This window comes from Vannielia sp. SX4 (genome assembly GCF_052828525.1).
Map to the genome: position 1 here is coordinate 2,768,439 of NZ_CM128247.1, position 17,420 is coordinate 2,785,858.

Genomic DNA, 17,420 nt, shown 5'->3' on the forward strand with positions numbered 1-17,420 from the left:
GCCTCAGGCCGAAACCAGCGCCTCTGCGAGACCGGCAAACATGGCCCGGCCATCTGTGCCGCCGTGCTTGGCATCCACCGCCCGCTCCGGGTGCGGCATCATCCCCAGCACCCGCCGGTTCTCCGAGAGAACCCCGGCAATATCGCTCATCGAGCCATTCGGGTTGTCGGTGTATCGGAAGGCGACGCGCCCCTCGGCCTCCAGCGCCGCCAGCCCCTCGGGGTCGACGTTGTAGTTGCCGTCGTGGTGCGCCACGGGGATCACCAGTTCATCGCCCTGCGCGTAGCCCGAGGTGAAGGCGCTCTCGGCGCTGGCCACCGTCAATCCCACGTTGCGGCAAACGAACTTCAGCCCCGCATTGCGCATCAGCACACCCGGCAGCAGCCCGGTCTCACAGAGCACTTGAAAGCCGTTGCAAATGCCCAGCACAAACCCGCCCGCCTCGGCATGGGCCACAACCGACCGGCAGATCGGCGAGTTGGCCGCAATCGCGCCGCAGCGCAGGTAGTCGCCAAAGGAGAACCCGCCGGGGATGCCCACTACATCGATGCCCTGCGGCAGGTCGGTATCCTTGTGCCAAATCCGCGCCACATCGAACCCGGCGGCCTCGAAGGCCACGGCAAGGTCACGGTCGCAATTGGAGCCGGGAAAGGTGATGACGGCGGCTTTCATGGGCTGTCTCCTGAGTCAGCGGGTGAAATCGGTGATGACGGCCACGCCGGGAGGGGCGGCACCGTCGAAGAGGGCAAGCTCGGCGCTGGCGTCAGAGAGAGCCACGCGGCGGGCGATGAGCGGCGAAAGGTCGAGCTGTCCGCTCTCGATCAGCGAGAGCAGCGAGGGGTAGCGCCACGCGGGCATGCCGCGCGTGCCGTAAATCGCAAGCTGGCCAGAATAGACGGCATCCCACGGCAGGGTCATGTTCACATGGTCGCCCGCAGGCATGCCGATCTGTACCATGCGGCCAAGCTTGCGCAGGCACTTCAATGCGTTGGCCGTGGTCTGCCCGATCCCGAGCGCCTCCAGCGCCAGATCGGCACCGCCCTTGGTGATCTCGCGCACCGCCTCCACCGGGTCGCCTGCGGCGGCGTTCACCACCGCATCGGCCCCGAGGGTCTTGGCATGGGCGAGCTTCTCCTCGACCACATCCACCATGACCACCCGCGCGCCAAGCGCCCGCGCGATCATCATCGCCGAAAGCCCGACCCCGCCCGAGCCCCAGACGGCGAGCCATTCGCCCGCCTTCAGCGCAGCGCGGCCGGTGAGCCCGTGCCATGCCGTGGTCGCGCGGCACCCGAGCGACGCTGCCAGCGCCGGGTCCATGCCCTCGGCCAAGGCGGCGAGGTTGACGTCGGCGCGCGGCACGGCGATGCGCTCGGCAAAGCTGCCGGCCTGGGTGAAGCCTGGCAGTACCTGGCTGGCGCAGATCGTCTGGTTGCCGCTCTGGCAATCGGGGCAGCCGCCGCAGGCAAGGATGAAGGGCGCAATCACCCGGTCGCCCGCCTTCCAGCGGGTCACGCCCTGCCCCACCTCGCGGATCACCCCGCAAAACTCGTGGCCCGGCACATGGGGCAGGCTCACATCCGGGTCCGCCCCTGTCCATACATGCCAGTCAGACCGGCAGATGCCGCTGGCCAGAACCTCCAGCACCACGCCATCCGGCGGGCACTCCGGCTCCGGCAGGCTCTCGATGGCCAGCGAGGCGCGGAACTCTGTGAGGAGGGCGGCTTTCAAGGCGAATCCCGTGGTTTGAGCGGTTTGCGCTGCCTTAGCCCGGATCGCCGATCAAAGCCAGTTGCCCATCAGCACGAAGGCGGACCAGAAGTAGGGATGAGAGAAATCACTCACCGCCCCTGCCCCACTGCCCGCTTTCAGCGCAAGCGCCGCACGGTTGGCGCCCTGACCTTCGCCACCACTTCTCAGCATGGTGATCTGCGCCCGGCGCAAGGCCTCCGCCTTGTCCTCGTCGCGTTCGTAGAGCCCCGCATAGAAATCCCCCATCAGCAGAGGCGTCGCGGCATCAGCCACGGGCCAGAGCGACGCCATCACCGCGCTCGCTCCGCCCATCAGCGCCGCCGCGCCGAAGCCGTCGATCTCCGAGCCATCCCCGCCGCGCGCTGTCTGGCAGGCTGAGAGGGTGAGCAGATCCACCCCCGTCATCCGAAACTTGCTGGTGCGAAGCTCCGAGAGCGGTAGCCGTGTGCCATCGCCAAGGAGAAGGAAGCTGTCATCGTCCTGCCCGGGGCGTAGCGCGAAATGGGAGGCGATGTGCAGCAGCTCGGGCGGGTTGCGCAGGGTGCGCCGCAGGGCGCGTATGTCAAAGGCGCCGTCGAGCAGGGTCTGGCCCGCCAGCACCCCCTCGCCATCGCCGCCCGTGAACAGCGCCTCGATTTCGGCGGCAACACCCGGTAGCGCCGAAAAGCCCGCATGCGCCTGCGTCACCCCGAATCCAGCCGCGCTCTCGGGCGCACGCGGGGCGCGGGCAAACTGGGTCTGCACGGCGGCGACGTAGAGGGCGAAGGCGTAGTCCTCGACAAGGTAGCGCTCACCGTCATGCAGCGCGGCAAAGGGCACGTAGCGCAGCACCCCGTCGGCGTTGATCATCACCACCTCTGTCCCCGCCACCTTCAGCGCCTCGCGCACCGGGGCAAAGAGCACCGTGTAAAGCCCCTGCAAATGCGCCTCCGCCTCCGGGCTGCGCGCCTCAATGGCCTGAAGCGTGTCAAACACCTTGCGGCGCATCTCGGCGCGGGGGATCTCCACCTTCTCGTGCACGGTTGCGCCCGGGAGCGTGAGGAAGAGGTGGGTGGCGTCTTCCAGCATCGCCAGTTGCAAAATGGCCGAGGGCCGCTCGCGCGCCTCCAGAATGGCCTGATAGGCCCCGGTGGCATCGAAACGGGCGGCGAAGCCCTCGCGGCGCGTCTCCTCCACCTCCGCGAGGAAGGCCCCCACCTCGGCCTCGAAGGCGGCCTCGGCCTCGGCCATCGCATCTTCCAGCAGGAAGAGCTGGTCTTCCTCCTCCGCCGTGCCGCCGCCCGCGTCGAGCCTTGCCGAAAGCGCCTCCCAGGCCGCGCGCGCCTCCACCGGGCGCAGGGCCAGGGCAGCCAGCTTCTCGGCATCTGAGCTCTCGGCATCGGTCAGCACCGCCACGGTCTCGCGCAGATCGGCCTCGCCATCGCGCTGCAAGAACTCGAAGGCCTCCTGCTCCTTCTCCATGTTCAGCACCGCCTGCGCCTCTGAAAACCGGCCCTCCTCGATCATCAGGTCGGCGAGGTCGCGGTAAAGGCGGCTCCATTCGGCCCGCAGCCCCTCGGTGTCCTCCTCCGAAAGCCCCTGGTTCAACGCGCGGATCTCCTGCTGGGCGTTCACCGCCATTTTGCCAAACAGGATCGCCCTCTCGTGCTGATTGCGGGCCGAGAAGATGTTGCGCATCAGCTCGAAGGTCCAGCGCTGGTTGTTGAGCGAAGATTTGGGGTTGGCTGCGATATAGGGCAGGATCTCGACGGCCCATTTCATCGCCTCTTCCTCGCGCCCGAGATCAAAGGCGATGAGGCCTAGGTTTACCCGCACGACCGAGGCCCCGTAGCTGTGCGCCCCCCAATGCTTGTCGATCAGCGGCAGGGCCCTCAGCGACCAGTCGCGGGCGGGCTCCAGCTCTTTCATGTACCAGTAGGAGGCGCCGATGTTGGCGATGATATTGGCCGCCGCCACGCTCTCCGGCCCCGCCAGACGCTCATAGATTTCCAGCGCGTCCTCGTTGAGGCCGATGGCCTCGCGGTGCCGCTTCAGCCCGTCGAGCGCATTGGCCTCCAGCATCAGCGTGTTGGCAACGTAGAACTCACGGTCCGGCTCCTCCTCGACGAACATCTTGTAAACCTGGCGCGCCAGCCCGGCGTATTCGATGGCCCGCTCGTAATCTGACAGCTCGTTGAGGGCGATCACGGCGCTTTCGATACAGCCCCCTAGCGTGAGGTTGACATCCTTCTCCTCCCAGCGGTCGCCGATATGGCCGATGCAGCGGTTGGCCCAGGCCAGCGCCAGCCCGTGCTCTGTCAGGGCGGAGTGAACCTGGGTCAGCAACCCGGCGGCCATGCCCGCGTAATGGGCTCCAGTGGGATCGTCATGGTCATACCCGGCGTAGGCGACTTGGAGGTAGCCCAGAATCTGGCGGCGCTCGGGGTCGGTCAGGTCGGGCTCGGAGAGAAGCGGCAGCACGTAGTTGAAGGCCGCTGTGGGCTCGCCTGTCTTGGCCGTCTCGTAGAACTCCTGCGCCGCGCCGGGAAGGTGGGGGAAGTCGAAGGGGGGCACCTCCTCGGCCCGCGCGACGGCGGTGAGAGTGAGCAATGCAGCGATGAGAACGAGCAAACGCATGAGCCGCCCCAGGCAGGAACGCGGAGACCCTAAGCGATGGGGCGCGGGAGACAAAGTGACAAATCCGTTCCGCTCAGGTCGGCGCCACACCCCGGCGCCGCCACCCCAGCAGGAGCAGGCTGACAATCCCTGCCGGCACCGCCGTGGCCAAGGCGAGCGCCGCCAGCGCTCCCGGTATCAGCCAGTTCCACGGGCCGGGAATGCGCACATCGCCGTTTATGGCGGGGTCATAGAGGATGGTCCGGGTCGAGCCGACGGGAAAATTCCACTCGGAGTGCGACATGCCCGCGCTGGCCTGCACCTCGCGCCCGTCAGCGGGGGTGTAGCGAAAGACCGGGGCGTAGTTGGTCACATCGCCCTCCAGCGGCGACCAGCCCTCGTATTCGCGCAGTTCCACCACCTCGCCCTCGGCCTCTGCCATGCCCATCGGGGCAATCAAAGCCTCGGCGGCAAAGATGATCGCCGCACCAAGCAGCAGCGCTGGAAGCACCCAGACGAGCAGCCACATCCGGCCAGAGATTTCACGAACCCCGTCATAGCGGGTGCGGAAGAGGAATGCGTCTGCCATGGGCGGAGTTTGGCGTCCGCCGCCGTCCGCGTCCAGTGGTCAGCGCTACGCCCCGGCGTCGGGCGAAGCCGCCCAGCCGCCTCTTACATGTGGATCGCGTAGCTCTCGATCACCGTGTTGGCGAGCAGCTTCTCGCACATCGCTTTCACATCGGCCTCACTGGTGCCCTCGGCCAGATCCAACTCGATCACCTTGCCCTGACGCACGCCCTCGACGCCGCCGAATCCAAGCGCGCCCAGAGCCGATTTCACCGCCTCACCCTGCGGGTCGAGCACGCCCTGTTTCAGCATCACGTCCACACGCACCTTCATAACGGCTCTCCTCAGTTGATCAGGGTCGGTTTGCCCATCGGCGCGGCGCCGCCTTTGGGCAGCACGCCAAGGCGGCGGGCAACTTCGGTATAGGCATCGGTCAGCGAGCCGAGATCGCGGCGGAACACGTCCTTGTCGAGCTTCTGACCGGTCTCCAGATCCCACAGGCGGCAGCTGTCGGGGCTGATCTCATCGGCCACGATGAGCCGCATGTAATCGTTCTCCCAGATCCGGCCGACCTCGATCTTGAAGTCGATCAGCTTGATGCCAACGCCATACATCACGCCGCTGAGATAGTCGTTCACCCGCAGCGCCAGCGCCACGATGTCGTCGAGATCCTGCTGCGTCGCCCAGCCGAAGGCGATGATGTATTCCTCGGGCACAAGCGGGTCGCCCAGCTTGTCGTCCTTGTAAGAGAATTCGATGATCGGGCGCGGCAACTGCGTGCCTTCTTCCAGCCCGAGCCGCTTGGCCATCGAGCCCGCGGCGAAGTTACGCACGATCACCTCAAGCGGCACGATCTCGACCGAGCGGATCAGCTGCTCGCGCATGTTCAGCCGCTTCAGAAAGTGGGTCGGCACGCCGATGTTGTTCAGCCCGGTCATGAAGAACTCGGAAAGCCGGTTGTTCAGCACGCCCTTGCCCTCGATCGTCGCCTTCTTCTCGGCGTTGAACGCGGTGGCATCATCCTTGAAATACTGCACCAGAGTGCCGGGCTCGGGGCCCTCGTAAAGAATCTTGGCCTTGCCTTCGTAGACGAGCTTGCGTCGTGCCATTTCGGTCCAATCCAGATGCAGCAGGGCGCGGCTCCGGAAAGGGCCACGCTTCACTAGGCGGGCTATAGTGCAACGATGCCGCAGCCGCAAGCGGAGCAAAGCCCGCACGGCGCGGCGCACAGCCGCGCAGGCACCTCCGGCAAGGCTTGGCCCCGGAGAGCGCTGCGGTTAGGTTGAGCCTGCCGGGCCGCAGGAGGGCGGCGTAGGGCCTTCGGGGGGATCATGGTTGAAGATTTTGCAGTGCTGGATTTTGCCCTCGTCGATGCACCGCCGCGCGATGTGGCGCAGGCTCTGGCCCGGGCCGAGGCCCCCGATCCCGCCAACGGCAAAGGCAAACCGGCAGGCCTTCTGGGCCGCCTCATCGGCCGCCGCGTCGCTGCGCCCTCTCCCGCCGCCCCGCTCCTCGTGCAACCCCGTGGCACCCTGCCCGCAGGGGTGCTCGCCCGCGAGATGGTCGATGACATGGGCTTTGGCGGTGCCGACCGCGAGATCCGCCTTTCTGCCCCCATCGGCCCTGCCAAGCACACGCTGATCGAGTTCCGCGAGCGCTCCGATGCCGGCCCCTCCCCGCGTCTCGCCGCCCTCAGCCGTGCCTTGCCGAAGGCCGAGGTGCTGGCCTTCCGCCTTACCGGCGGTCGCCATCCGGGTGGCGAATATGGCTTCACCGTCTTTCGCGGCGGGTCCGTTGTTCGGGCGCTGCGCATCCACCGTGCCTCCGCAGAGGATGACTGGCAGCGCAGCCAAACCGGCAGTCCCCACCCGCTGGAAGAAGAAGCGCCGCCCGACCCGTCCGATCCCGGCGGGCTGATCTCGCCCAGCAGGCAAGCTGCCCTGCTCGCCGCCCTTGGGATCGACGCCGATGAGCTTCTGGTCGATCGCAGCGCCCATAGCGCGGTGCTGGAACTCTCCACCCATGCGGGTGGCACGCCGCCCGCCGCCCTACCCGCACCACGGCCCGCAGCCCCTGCGCCTGTGGCTCCGGCCCCGGCAGCCTCGAACGAAGACAGGGCCAACTGGGAGGATGAACTCACCACCCTCCTCGTCGCCGCTGTCACCGACGGGCTCACCGAAGAAGAACAGGTGCCTTGGCTCGACGCCATGACCGCCGATCTCGAGGCCGGGCGCACCGAAGCGGCACTTGACCGGGCCCGCGCGCTGCTTGCCCGTGGCACCCGCCCCCACGCCGAGCGCGATGCCGCCGCCACCCGGCTTGCGCAGCTGTTCGGGCTCGAAAGCTGAGCCTGTCGCCGCTTTCGCCCTTTCGCGCCTTCCCATCCCGGCTCGGGGCTCTTAAATAGAGACAAAGATTCAAACCGGGAGGCCCCCATGTCCACCTTCGACGATCGCGAAAACGCATTTGAAAACAAGTTCGCCCACGACGCCGAAATGCAGTTCAAGGCTGAAGCGCGGCGCAACAAGCTGCTGGGCCTCTGGGCCGCCGGCCTGCTGGGCAAAGCGGGCGACGACGCCGTTGAATACGCCAAGGAAGTGGTGAAGGCCGACTTTGAAGAGGCGGGCGACGAGGATGTGTATCGCAAGGTAAAGGGCGACCTCGGTGATCTGGCCGACGAGGCCACCGTCCGCGCCCAGATGAAGGCGATGATGGCCGAGGCCAAGGCCCAGCTGATGGAAGAGAGCTGAGGCTCTTTCGCTTCTACGACCTCGATGCAAACGGCCGGCCCCGCCCGGCCGTTTTCTTTTTTGCGAGGGCGGTTAAGCCCTTGGTCACTCCGCGCTGATAGCACCCTGTCCAGAGATCCGCAGCAGGAGGCGGAATGGGCAAGGTTTCTCACGGGTTGCAACGCGCTGCCGGCACGCTGAAGGAGGCGGGCCTCGGCAGACTGGTGCTGCGGCAGGGCCTGCCGATCCTCGGCGTGCTGGCACTCCTGCCTCTGCTGGCGGGCTGGCTGCACGGGCTCGACCTCAGCGCAGGCTGGGCCCAGCTCTCGACCCTGCCCGGCTCACGTTGGGTCGGCGCGCTATGCATGACCGTGGTCAGCTTCTGGGCACTCGGGCGTTACGACCTCGCTATTCACCGCTGGCTGTCAACCGGTCAGAACGAGGACGCAGTGCAGGGCGCGGGCGTCACCGCAATCGCCGTCAGCCAGTCCACCGGCTTCGGGCTGGTCATCGGCGCGCTGCTCCGCTGGCGGATGCTGCCGGGCCTCGGCCTTGCCCGCGCGCTCGGCGTCACCGCCGCCGTGGCGCTCTCCTTCCTCGCCGGGTGGGGCCTGTTCACCTCGCTGTGCCTACTGCTACTGCCCTCCACCTTCCCCTTCGCCGAAGCCGTTGGCGCCGCCGGCCTGGCGCTAGGCGCTTTCGTCGTGGCGCTCTGCCTCTGGCCGCCCCACTGGGGCGGGCTCTCGCGATTGCCCCGCCTGCCCTCGATCTGGCTCGCCACCCGCATCGCCGTCTTCGCCACGCTCGACTGTGCCGCCGCCGCGCTCGCCTTCTGGCTCCTGCTGCCCCCCGGCACCGACCTTGCCTACCTCACCCTCCTGCCCGCCTTCCTGCTGGCCCTCGGCGCGGGCATCATGGGCGGCACGCCGGGCGGCGCCGGCCCCTTCGAGGCCGCGCTTCTGCTGCTTCTGGCGCAGGTCGATGGCACCGCGCTCTCTTGCGCCATCCTCGGCTTCCGGCTGGTCTACTATGCCCTGCCCGCCGGGCTGGGGTTGCTTGCAGCGGCGATCGGGCCTGTCCGATCGCTGGCCACCCTGCGGCAGGAACGCGAAGACAAGTCGAGTTTTCGCCCCGTGTTCCGCCGCGCCGGACGGCCGCCTTCAGAGGATCTCGCATGGCACCTCGCCACCGCCCGCCGGGCCGAGGCCGGGCTGATCCGCCAGGGCGAGCTGGGCTGGCTCGAGGCCCCCGGCGCGGGTGGCGGGTGGGCGGCTGGCCCCACCGGCTCGGCCCTCGTCGCCCTCGGTGCTCCCTTCGGGCCCTGGGGTGAGCGGCGGCACTGGCTTGCCGCGCTGCGCGCAGAGGCCCGCGCACGCGGCCTCGCCCCGGTGATTTACAAGGCCGGCCCCCGCATGGCCGCCACCGCCCGCCGCGCGGGTTTCCAGGTGTTGCCTGTCTCAGAGGAGGCGGTGATCGAGCCGCTCGGCTTTTCCGTCGACAGCCCCGATCACCGGCAACTCCGCCGCAAGCTGCGCCGCGCCGAAAAGGCCGGCATCGAAATCACCCGCGAGATCGGCCCGCCCGACCCGGCCACCGCCGCCGAGATGGCCGCCGTCTCCGCGGCGTGGGAAGCCACGCGCAGCGGCGCACGTGGGTTTTCGATGGGGCGCTTCTGCCCCGTCTACATCGGCCACCAATATCGCTACATTGCCCGCGCAGAGGGCCGCATCCTCGGCTTTGCCAGCTTCCATGTGTCGACCCGCGAATGGGTTCTCGACCTCATGCGCACCCTGCCAGAGCAGGAGCCGGGCGGCCTCTCCGCACCCGACGGCACCATGCACGCCCTTGTCGCCCGCGCTATCGCGGACGCCGCTCGGCGCGGCTGCCTGCGGCTCTCGCTCGCCGCGGTGCCGCTCCGGCAGGCCAGGCTTGAGGGGGAAGACCCTGAAAGCGCGCTCTTTTCCGCCCTCCGCACCCGGCTCGACGAGGCCTCCGGCGGGGCCGGGCTGCGCCAGTTCAAGGCCTGCTTCGCCCCGCGCTGGGAGCGGCTCTACATCGCCGCCCCAAACCGCCTCGCCCTGTCGCTCGCCGCGGTCGACATCGCCCGCCGCATCGCCCGACCCCGCCCGCTGCCCCGCCTCGGCCCCGAGCATGCCGCACCGGGTCGCTTCGCCCCCCGCGCCGTGCCCGAGCCTCCGCAGGACGCCGCCGCGCCTCTCCGCCGCGCCTCCTGAGCGCCGCCCCCCTGCCCCCGCGCCTCATAACGTCTTGCAGCATTCGACGTTGCGCCCCGCCGCGCCCTGTGGCACCCACCCGCCAACCCAACGCCCGGAGGCCCCAATGCCCGACGCTCTTTCGACCCTGCTGGCCGAACGCCCCTTTCTGCTGACCGATGGCGCCACTGGCACCACGCTGTTCAACATGGGCCTTCAGTCCGGCGACGCGCCGGAACTCTGGAACGACGAGCACCCCGACCGGATCGCCGCGCTCTACAAGGGCGCCGTCGATGCCGGCTCCGACCTCTTCCTGACCAACAGCTTCGGCGGCAACGCTTCGCGGCTGAAACTGCACAGCGCCGAAGGCCGGGTGCGCGAGCTCAACCGCATGGCCGCCGAGATCGGCCGCGAGGTGGCCGACAAATCCGGGCGCACCGTGGTGGTCGCAGGCTCGATGGGCCCGACCGGCGAGATCATGGGCAACATTGGCACCCTTACCCATGAGGACGCGGTGGAGATGTTCCACGAGCAGGCCGAAGGCCTGAAGGAAGGCGGCGCAGATGTGCTCTGGGTGGAGACCATCTCCGCCCCCGAAGAATACAAGGCCGCCGCCGAGGCCTGCGCGCTGGCCGGCATGCCCTGGGTTGGCACTATGAGCTTTGACACCGCAGGCCGCACCATGATGGGCGTCACCTCCTCCAGCATGGTCAAACTCGCCACCAAGCTGCCCACGCCCCCGCTCGCCTTCGGCGCCAACTGCGGCGTCGGCGCCTCCGACCTGCTGCGCACCGTGAAGGGCTTTCTCGCCGAGGGCCCCGAGATTCCGGTGGTCGCCAAGGGCAACGCGGGCATCCCCAAGTATGTCGACGGGCACATCCACTACAATGGCACGCCCGAACTTATGGCAGACTACGCCTGCATGGCCCGTGACATGGGCGCGCGGATCATCGGCGGCTGCTGCGGCACCACGCCCGAGCATCTTGCCGCCATGCGCGAGGCGCTCGATACCCGCCCCGCCGCCGCCGCCCCGACGCTCGAAGAGATCGCCGAAAAACTCGGCGGCTTCTCCTCGGCCTCCGATGGCACGGGCGACGGCCCCGCGCCCGAGCGCCAGCGCCGCGGCCGCCGCCGGAGCTGAGCGCGCCGCCTAATGTCTCACCGGGCGGCCCCTTTGCCGCCCGTCCGCTCACGTGATCTTGAACGTCGCCGTGAAAGGCAGATGGTCGCTGACCTCCTCGCGGAAGGTCTCGCGGCCCATGTCCATCGTCCAGTGCATCGGAAACAGCCGCAGGCTGCCGCGCACGTAGGCCCGGTTCTTGATCGGAATGCGGCTGATCGCAAAGCCATCCAGCAGGTTCGCCGGGCCACCCTCCAGAATATGCGAGAACCTCTCCTGCAAATCCCAGCAGGACAAAAAGTCCATCACATCCCCGCCGCCAAGGTGGTGGAAGTTGCTCACGTCCTGCCCCGGGATCATGTTGAAATCCCCCATCAGCAGCACCGTTTTCAGCCGGTTTCCGGGCTGCTCCTGATAGGTGGTGATGTAATCACCGATGAACCGGCACTGGCTGTCGCGCAGCGCCTGCTCGCCCGCGCCCCGGCCCGACTTGAGGTGAACCGCGATCAGATGCGCCTCGAACTCGCCCACCTTCAGGTCGGCGATCACAGCACGGCGGCCGGTGGTGTAATCACCCTCCGAGCCATCGAGGATCTGCTTGCCGGTGATCTCTACCCCCTGCTTGTGCAGGATGCCGAGGTGCTGATGCGCCACCGTCTGTTCGACCAACACCGCCTGGTAATCCAGCCCCTTGGCCGCCAGCCCCTCGCGCAGCACTTCGATGTAACTGGCCGGGTTCACCTCCACCAGCACCACGATCTCGGCATCCAGCAGCGCTAGCCCCTCGATCTGGTTCTCTGTCTTCTCCGGTCCGGCAGGGAAGAAACACCCAAGGTTCCACACGGCAATCCGGGCAACGGCATGTTCAAATGCAACCATCTCAACTCTCCCTCAATCAAACGCAAAGCAACCTATGCGGGAAAGATAACAGATCTGCGACGAACGCCCTAGCTGAACAGGTCGAGCTGGTCCCCCGGCTTGGGCGGCACCCGGAAGAGATCGCAGCGCAGCGGCGGCAGGTTGCGCTTCAGCCCCAGCCGTTTGCAGGCCACCTCGAACCGGTGCGATAGCAACGCCGCATGGGTGCCCTGCCCCTTCATCCGGCGGCCCCACTCCGAGTCATAGTCACGCCCGCCGTGCATCTCGCGCACCCGCGCCATCACCCGGCTGGCCCGCTCCGGCGCGGCCTCCTCCAGCCAATCGCGGAACAGCGGCGAGACCTCGCGCGGCAGGCGCAGCACGATATAGCTCGCAGCCACAGCCCCTGCATCCCGCGCCGCAGCAAGGATCTTCTCCATCTCGTGGTCCGTCAGACCCGGGATCATCGGCGAGGCCATGACCCGCACCTGCACCCCCGCCCCAGCCAACCGCTCGATCATTTTCAGCCGCCGCGCCGGGTTCGGCACCCTCGGCTCCATTTTGCGCGACAGCTCCGGATCAAGCGTGGTGATCGAAACGCCCACCCGCGCCAGCCCCTCCCAGCCCATGTCACCTAGAATATCCAGATCACGTTCGATCAGGCTGCCCTTGGTGACAATGCCCACCGGATGATTGTGCGCGCGCAGCACCTCAAGCAGCCGCCGGGTGATCCGGTGGGTGCGCTCGATCGGCTGATACGGGTCGGTGTTGGTGCCCATGGCGATGGGCGCCACTTCATAGCGTGGGCTGGCCAGCTCCGCTGCCAAACGCTCCGGCGCATTCGGCTTGGCCACCAGCTGGGTCTCGAAGTCAAGCCCAGGCGAGAGGCCGAGATAGGCATGGGTTGGCCGGGCGAAACAGTAGATGCAGCCGTGCTCGCAACCGCGATAGGCGTTTATCGAGCGGTCAAACGAAAGATCGGGCGAGCTGTTGCGGCTGATGATCTTGCGCGGGCTCTCCAACGCCACTTCCGTCCGCAGCGGCGGCAGTTCCTCCTCCGCACCACTGCCCCAGCCATCGTCCACCCGCTCCACGGCATAGGCATCAAACCGGTTTGCCACGTTCGAAAGGGCCGCGCGCCCGCGTCGCCGATGCTCCGGCACCGCCCAGCCGCGCCCTGATGCTTCTCCAAATCCCATGGTCGCACCTCGCCGTTTGGAGAACATATAGAACATACCACGAACATTTGAAAGAACCGCATGACCTTCATGACTATTTTTCGCGCCCATCCCCCGCAAATCCCCGCTATAAGTCGGCAAACGTGCGTGCCATGTCGCAAATCGGAAAGTCGCTTTGCGCCATTCCGGCAATGGCTCGATACAGAAAACCGCCTCCGGCCCAACGATGGCCACACAAAGGAACTGCCCATGTCTGCGGATGAAGAAGACGACATCATCCTTTCGGAACTCTCCGACGAGGACCTGACCGCCCAGATGCATGACGACCTCTACGATGGCCTCAAGGAGGAGATCGAAGAGGGCGTGAACATCCTGCTGGAGCGCGGCTGGGCCCCCTATGACGTTCTGACCAAGGCGCTTGTCGCGGGGATGAAGGTGGTCGGCGACGACTTCCGCGATGGCATCCTCTTCGTGCCCGAGGTGCTTCTGGCCGCCAACGCGATGAAGGCGGGCATGGGCATCCTGAAGCCGCTGCTGGCCGAAACCGGCGCGCCCCGCATGGGCAAGATGGTGATCGGCACCGTGAAGGGCGACATCCACGACATCGGCAAGAACCTCGTTTCCATGATGATGGAGGGCGCGGGCTTCGAGGTGGTCGATCTGGGCATCAACAACCCGGTCGAGGATTATCTCGATGCGCTCAAGCGCGAAGAGGCCGACATTCTGGGCATGTCCGCCCTGCTGACCACCACCATGCCCTACATGAAGGTTGTGATCGACGCGCTCGTCGAGCAAGGCATGCGCGAGGATTACATCGTGCTGGTCGGCGGTGCGCCCCTGAACGAAGAGTTCGGCAAGGCAATCGGCGCCGATGCCTACTGCCGCGATGCCGCCGTTGCGGTGGAAACCGCCAAGCAGTTCATCGCCCGCAAGCACAACCAGCTGGCGGGGTGACCCACCCCGCCCTACTTGGGCGGCATCAGATAGGCCTCGACCTGGGTCGCAAGGGCCTTCACCGGCTCGGTCTGTTTTCCGGGCCGGGCCACATGCCGGGCCATCGCCATCAGGGTGAAGGCCCGGATCCCCTCGGCCATCACCTTGGGCGACAGATCAGTGCGGAAAGGCGGTGCGCCGAAGAGCCCGCCGAACCAGCCGGTGATGATGATATCGAGCCGCGAGAGCGCCTCGGCAATCGGTCCGTCGGCAAGAGAGGCACGTTGCACAAGGTCGAACACATAGCGCTCGCAGGTCAGCAGCTCGATCACCGGGCCGAGGGTCGCCGCAAGCCCTTTGGCGCTCGACGGGCGGCGCGCAGTTTGCAGCGCATCCATCAGCCGCGAGAGCCGCTTGGCCACGAGCTGCTCCATCAGCACATCCTTGTCGGCGAAATGGGTAAAGAACGTGCCCTTGGCCACCCCCGCCGCCTTCACCACCTGCTCCACACGCAGCCCGCCAAAGCCCTCGCGGGTCACGATGCCCTCGGCGGCGGCAATGAGGTTGGCCCTTGTGACGCGGGCGCGGCGCTGAATCGGTTCGCTCATACCGCTGTGGTCGCCCGAAAGGTGACCGTGGTCAATTCGATTTTGCGGAGCTGCCAATGAGGCTCCCGAGCGACAGCAAACTGACCGAAGACGGCCTCGCCCCCGCCGGTCAGGGCAAGCTCCTGCTCATCGCTTGCGGTGCGCTGGCCCGCGAGATCCTCGCGCTGATCGAGGCCAACCAGTGGCACCACATGGCGCTCACCTGCCTGCCCGCGATCCTGCACAACCGCCCCGAGGCGATCCCCGATGCGGTGGAGGCGGCGGTGGAGAAGCACCGCAAAGCCTTCGAGCGCATCTTCGTGGTCTACGCCGATTGCGGCACCGGCGGCCTGCTGGAGGCCCGCTGCAAGGCCCTCGGCGTCGAGATGGTCGCCGGCCCGCATTGCTACAGCTTCTTCGAGGGCAACGCCGCCTTCGCCGCCCATGACGACGAGATCACCGCCTTCTACCTGACCGACTTTCTCGTCCGCCAGTTCGATGCCTTCGTCACCAAACCGCTGAAGTTCGACAAGCACCCGGAGCTGAAGGAGATGTACTTCGGACACTACACAAAGCTGGTCTATCAGGCCCAAACCGACGATCCGGCGCTGACTGTGCTTGCGAAAAAGCACGCCCAAACACTGGGATTGGAGTTCGAGCGCCGCTTCACCGGTTACGGCGATCTGGAGGTGGCGCTGGCATCCGCGTAACGGCGGGCCCGCGGCCCCTGAGCAGCCTAAAGCGCCATATCGTCCCGGTGGATCAGGGCCGCCCGCCCCGGATAGCCCAGCAGCGCCTCGATCTCTTCCGAGCGGTGCCCGGCAATCACTCCGGCCTCTTCGGCCGTATAGCGCACCAGCCCTTGCCCGAGGTGCCCGCCCGGCCCGACGATCTCCACCGGATCACCGCGCAGGAATGCCCCTTCAACGCCGCGCACCCCGGCCGGCAACAGCGATTTGCCCGCCGCAAGCGCCTTGGCCGCGCCCGCATCCACCCTGACCGCCCCGCGTGGCTTCATCGAGCCGATCCAGCCTTTGCGGGCGGCCTGCGGCGTGGTCTGAGCGGTGAACCACGTGGCATTTGCGCCCTCTTCCAGCCGCTTCAGCGGGTTCAGCGCAAAGCCGTGGGTAATCGCCATGGCGCAGCCCGCCGTGGTCGCCGTGCGGGCGGCCAGCAGCTTGGTCTTCATACCCCCGCGCGACAAGCCCGAGCCTGCATCGCCCGCCATCGCCTCGATCTCGGGTGTGATCTCCTCGACTACGTCAAACCGCGTCGCCGCCGGGTCGACCGAAGGATTACCGGTGTAGAGACCGTCCACATCGGACAGAAGCACCAGCGTGTCGGCCCCCACCGTCACCGCCACCTGCGCAGCCAGCCGGTCGTTGTCGCCAAAGCGGATCTCGTCGGTGGCCACAGTGTCATTCTCGTTTACGATGGGCAGCACCCCGAGCGACAGCAGCGTTTCCAGCGTCGCCCGCGTGTTCAGGTAGCGCCGCCGCGAGGCGCTGTCTTCCAGCGTCAGCAGCACCTGCGCGGCCTTCATCCCATGCGGCGCCAGCACCTCTTCATAGGCCCGCGCCAGCCGGATCTGCCCCACCGCTGCCGCTGCCTGGCTCTGCTCCAGCGCCAGTTCCTCAACGCCAAGCCCGAGCACGCCCCGCCCCAGCGCGATGGAGCCAGATGAGACCAGCAAAACCTCGCAGCCCCGCGCCCTCAGCGCGGCGATGTCCTCGGCCAGCGCCACCAGCCACTCCTGCCGCAGCGCGCCGGACACCCGGTCCACCAGCAGAGCCGAGCCGATCTTGACGACAAGCCGCCTGGCCTGCCCCAGGCCCGCGCTCAAGGCTGCCACGGCGCGTCCTCGTCCTCATCCGCGATCTCATCGCGGCGCGCCCGGACGATCTGCGCCCGCAGTGCTCGCAGCACCTCCTGAATGCCCTCACCGGCCACGCCGGAAATCTGGAAGGGCCGCTGCCCGGCCGCCTCCTGAAGCTCGGCCTGCTTTTCGGCCCGCTCCTCGTCGGTCAGTGCATCGACCTTGTTCAGCGCCAGCACGCGCGGCTTGTCGGCAAGGTGGCCGCCATACATCTCCAGCTCGTGGGTGATGGTCCGGTAATCCTCCGCCACATCCTCGCTGGTGCCATCGACAAGGTGCAGCAGCACCGCGCAGCGCTCCACATGTCCAAGGAAACGATCGCCGATCCCACGGCCCTCATGGGCGCCCTCGATCAGCCCCGGAATATCGGCCATGACAAACTCATGCCCGTCCACGCCCACCACCCCGAGGTTCGGGTGCAGCGTTGTAAAGGGGTAATCCGCAATCTTGGGCCGCGCGTTGGAGGTCGCCGCCAGAAAAGTGCTCTTGCCCGCGTTCGGCAGGCCCAGCAGCCCCGCATCCGCAATCAGCTTCAGCCGCAGCCAGATCGTGCGCTCCACTGCCGGCTGGCCCGGGTTAGCCCGGCGCGGCGCCTGGTTGGTGGAACTCTTGAAATGCAGGTTGCCGAAGCCGCCATTGCCGCCCTTGGCCAGCACCACGCGCTGGCCCTCTTCGGTCAGGTCGGCAATCACCGTCTCCTCATCCTCTTCGAGGATCTCGGTGCCCACCGGCACGCGCAGGATGATGTCATTGCCATCCGCGCCGGTGCGTTGGCGGCCCATGCCGGGCTGGCCGTTCTTGGCAAAGAAGTGCTGCTGGTAGCGAAAGTCGATCAGCGTATTGAGATTGTTCACCGCCTCGGCGATCACATCGCCCCCGGTGCCACCGTCGCCGCCATCCGGCCCGCCATACTCGATGTACTTCTCCTTGCGGAACGAGACACAGCCGTTCCCTCCCGCGCCGGAGCGGATGTAAACCTTTGCGAGGTCGAGAAACTGCATGGGGCTGCGTC

Annotated in this window: 17 protein-coding genes; 6 read left to right on the forward strand and 11 right to left on the reverse strand. The window is 67.3% G+C overall.

Translation table 11 applies throughout. The features are described 5' to 3' along the window. Nucleotides 1-3: 3 nt before the first annotated feature. The 6 genes from purQ to purC all read right to left on the reverse strand — a co-directional run bounded on the left by purQ (nt 4) and on the right by purC (nt 6,023). Nucleotides 4-672, reverse strand: coding sequence for a phosphoribosylformylglycinamidine synthase subunit PurQ (gene purQ / locus ACUXVX_RS13620; RefSeq protein ID WP_446308721.1), 669 nt, complete (start codon nt 670-672; stop codon nt 4-6). Nucleotides 673-687: 15 nt separating this feature from the next. After that, nucleotides 688-1,731: a zinc-dependent alcohol dehydrogenase family protein gene (locus ACUXVX_RS13625; protein ID WP_446308722.1), complete on the reverse strand. Its 1,044-nt coding sequence runs from the start codon at nt 1,729-1,731 to the stop codon at nt 688-690. A 51-nt stretch (nt 1,732-1,782) separates the two neighbouring features. Next, on the reverse strand, nt 1,783-4,368 hold the full coding sequence (locus ACUXVX_RS13630; protein ID WP_446308723.1) for a CHAT domain-containing protein: 2,586 nt from the start codon (nt 4,366-4,368) through the stop codon (nt 1,783-1,785). A gap of 73 nt (nt 4,369-4,441) precedes the next feature. Next, entirely contained in the window at nt 4,442-4,936 is a 495-nt protein-coding gene (locus ACUXVX_RS13635) for a DUF3592 domain-containing protein (protein ID WP_446308724.1), read from the reverse strand. 83 nt (nt 4,937-5,019) lie between these two features. Next, entirely contained in the window at nt 5,020-5,247 is a 228-nt protein-coding gene (gene purS / locus ACUXVX_RS13640) for a phosphoribosylformylglycinamidine synthase subunit PurS (RefSeq protein WP_446308725.1), read from the reverse strand. Nucleotides 5,248-5,258: 11 nt separating this feature from the next. Next, nucleotides 5,259-6,023, reverse strand: a complete 765-nt coding sequence (gene purC / locus ACUXVX_RS13645) for a phosphoribosylaminoimidazolesuccinocarboxamide synthase (protein WP_222469052.1) — start codon at nt 6,021-6,023, stop codon at nt 5,259-5,261. A gap of 222 nt (nt 6,024-6,245) precedes the next feature. Here purC and ACUXVX_RS13650 point away from each other — a divergent pair, with 222 nt between their 5' ends. From ACUXVX_RS13650 to bmt, 4 genes are all read left to right on the forward strand, one after another. Further along, nucleotides 6,246-7,262 carry a hypothetical protein gene (locus ACUXVX_RS13650; RefSeq protein WP_446308726.1) on the forward strand — a complete coding sequence of 339 codons (1,017 nt, stop codon included), beginning with the start codon at nt 6,246-6,248 and terminating at the stop codon, nt 7,260-7,262. Between the two features lie 87 nt (nt 7,263-7,349). After that, nucleotides 7,350-7,664, forward strand: a complete 315-nt coding sequence (locus ACUXVX_RS13655; protein WP_222469050.1) for a DUF1476 domain-containing protein — start codon at nt 7,350-7,352, stop codon at nt 7,662-7,664. 134 nt (nt 7,665-7,798) lie between these two features. Continuing rightward, complete coding sequence (locus ACUXVX_RS13660) at nt 7,799-9,877, forward strand: phosphatidylglycerol lysyltransferase domain-containing protein (RefSeq protein ID WP_446308727.1); 2,079 nt, start codon at nt 7,799-7,801, stop codon at nt 9,875-9,877. 106 nt (nt 9,878-9,983) lie between these two features. Continuing rightward, a complete protein-coding gene (bmt, locus tag ACUXVX_RS13665) occupies nt 9,984-10,997 on the forward strand; it encodes a betaine--homocysteine S-methyltransferase (RefSeq protein ID WP_222469048.1) in 1,014 nt (337 codons plus the stop codon). A 48-nt stretch (nt 10,998-11,045) separates the two neighbouring features. Here bmt and ACUXVX_RS13670 read toward each other — a convergent pair whose 3' ends face one another. After that, the gene (locus ACUXVX_RS13670; protein ID WP_446308728.1) at nt 11,046-11,855 is read right to left on the reverse strand and encodes a GMP synthase; all 810 of its coding nucleotides are present in this window, start codon (nt 11,853-11,855) and stop codon (nt 11,046-11,048) included. A gap of 68 nt (nt 11,856-11,923) precedes the next feature. After that, on the reverse strand, nt 11,924-13,033 hold the full coding sequence (locus ACUXVX_RS13675) for a PA0069 family radical SAM protein (RefSeq protein ID WP_446308729.1): 1,110 nt from the start codon (nt 13,031-13,033) through the stop codon (nt 11,924-11,926). A gap of 228 nt (nt 13,034-13,261) precedes the next feature. Between ACUXVX_RS13675 and ACUXVX_RS13680 the strand changes: the two genes are divergently transcribed. Beyond that, a complete protein-coding gene (locus ACUXVX_RS13680) occupies nt 13,262-13,966 on the forward strand; it encodes a corrinoid protein (RefSeq protein WP_446308730.1) in 705 nt (234 codons plus the stop codon). Between the two features lie 11 nt (nt 13,967-13,977). Here ACUXVX_RS13680 and ACUXVX_RS13685 read toward each other — a convergent pair whose 3' ends face one another. Then, the gene (locus ACUXVX_RS13685) at nt 13,978-14,553 is read right to left on the reverse strand and encodes a TetR/AcrR family transcriptional regulator (RefSeq protein ID WP_446308731.1); all 576 of its coding nucleotides are present in this window, start codon (nt 14,551-14,553) and stop codon (nt 13,978-13,980) included. Between the two features lie 56 nt (nt 14,554-14,609). Between ACUXVX_RS13685 and ACUXVX_RS13690 the strand changes: the two genes are divergently transcribed. Further along, nucleotides 14,610-15,242: a DUF1638 domain-containing protein gene (locus ACUXVX_RS13690; protein ID WP_446308732.1), complete on the forward strand. Its 633-nt coding sequence runs from the start codon at nt 14,610-14,612 to the stop codon at nt 15,240-15,242. A 26-nt stretch (nt 15,243-15,268) separates the two neighbouring features. On the opposite strand, the gene proB is transcribed toward ACUXVX_RS13690, so the two are convergent. Both proB and obgE read right to left on the reverse strand, forming a co-directional pair. Further along, nucleotides 15,269-16,384: a glutamate 5-kinase gene (gene proB, locus ACUXVX_RS13695; protein ID WP_446308733.1), complete on the reverse strand. Its 1,116-nt coding sequence runs from the start codon at nt 16,382-16,384 to the stop codon at nt 15,269-15,271. Then, the gene (gene obgE / locus ACUXVX_RS13700) at nt 16,372-17,409 is read right to left on the reverse strand and encodes a GTPase ObgE (RefSeq protein WP_222469041.1); all 1,038 of its coding nucleotides are present in this window, start codon (nt 17,407-17,409) and stop codon (nt 16,372-16,374) included. Before obgE ends, proB begins: the two co-directional genes overlap by 13 nt. Nucleotides 17,410-17,420 lie beyond the last annotated feature (11 nt).

Bases quoted from the DNA above. Each gene is read 5' to 3' on its own strand.
- purQ (WP_446308721.1), bottom strand. From the start codon at position 672: ATGAAAGCCGCCGTCATCACCTTTCCCGGCTCCAATTGCGACCGTGAC.
- ACUXVX_RS13630 (WP_446308723.1), bottom strand. From the start codon at position 4,368: ATGCGTTTGCTCGTTCTCATCGCTGCATTGCTCACTCTCACCGCCGTC.
- ACUXVX_RS13635 (WP_446308724.1), bottom strand. From the start codon at position 4,936: ATGGCAGACGCATTCCTCTTCCGCACCCGCTATGACGGGGTTCGTGAA.
- purS (WP_446308725.1), bottom strand. From the start codon at position 5,247: ATGAAGGTGCGTGTGGACGTGATGCTGAAACAGGGCGTGCTCGACCCG.
- purC (WP_222469052.1), bottom strand. From the start codon at position 6,023: ATGGCACGACGCAAGCTCGTCTACGAAGGCAAGGCCAAGATTCTTTAC.
- ACUXVX_RS13650 (WP_446308726.1), top strand. From the start codon at position 6,246: ATGGTTGAAGATTTTGCAGTGCTGGATTTTGCCCTCGTCGATGCACCG.
- ACUXVX_RS13655 (WP_222469050.1), top strand. From the start codon at position 7,350: ATGTCCACCTTCGACGATCGCGAAAACGCATTTGAAAACAAGTTCGCC.
- ACUXVX_RS13660 (WP_446308727.1), top strand. From the start codon at position 7,799: ATGGGCAAGGTTTCTCACGGGTTGCAACGCGCTGCCGGCACGCTGAAG.
- bmt (WP_222469048.1), top strand. From the start codon at position 9,984: ATGCCCGACGCTCTTTCGACCCTGCTGGCCGAACGCCCCTTTCTGCTG.
- ACUXVX_RS13670 (WP_446308728.1), bottom strand. From the start codon at position 11,855: ATGGTTGCATTTGAACATGCCGTTGCCCGGATTGCCGTGTGGAACCTT.
- ACUXVX_RS13675 (WP_446308729.1), bottom strand. From the start codon at position 13,033: ATGGGATTTGGAGAAGCATCAGGGCGCGGCTGGGCGGTGCCGGAGCAT.
- ACUXVX_RS13680 (WP_446308730.1), top strand. From the start codon at position 13,262: ATGTCTGCGGATGAAGAAGACGACATCATCCTTTCGGAACTCTCCGAC.
- ACUXVX_RS13685 (WP_446308731.1), bottom strand. From the start codon at position 14,553: ATGAGCGAACCGATTCAGCGCCGCGCCCGCGTCACAAGGGCCAACCTC.
- ACUXVX_RS13690 (WP_446308732.1), top strand. From the start codon at position 14,610: ATGAGGCTCCCGAGCGACAGCAAACTGACCGAAGACGGCCTCGCCCCC.
- obgE (WP_222469041.1), bottom strand. From the start codon at position 17,409: ATGCAGTTTCTCGACCTCGCAAAGGTTTACATCCGCTCCGGCGCGGGA.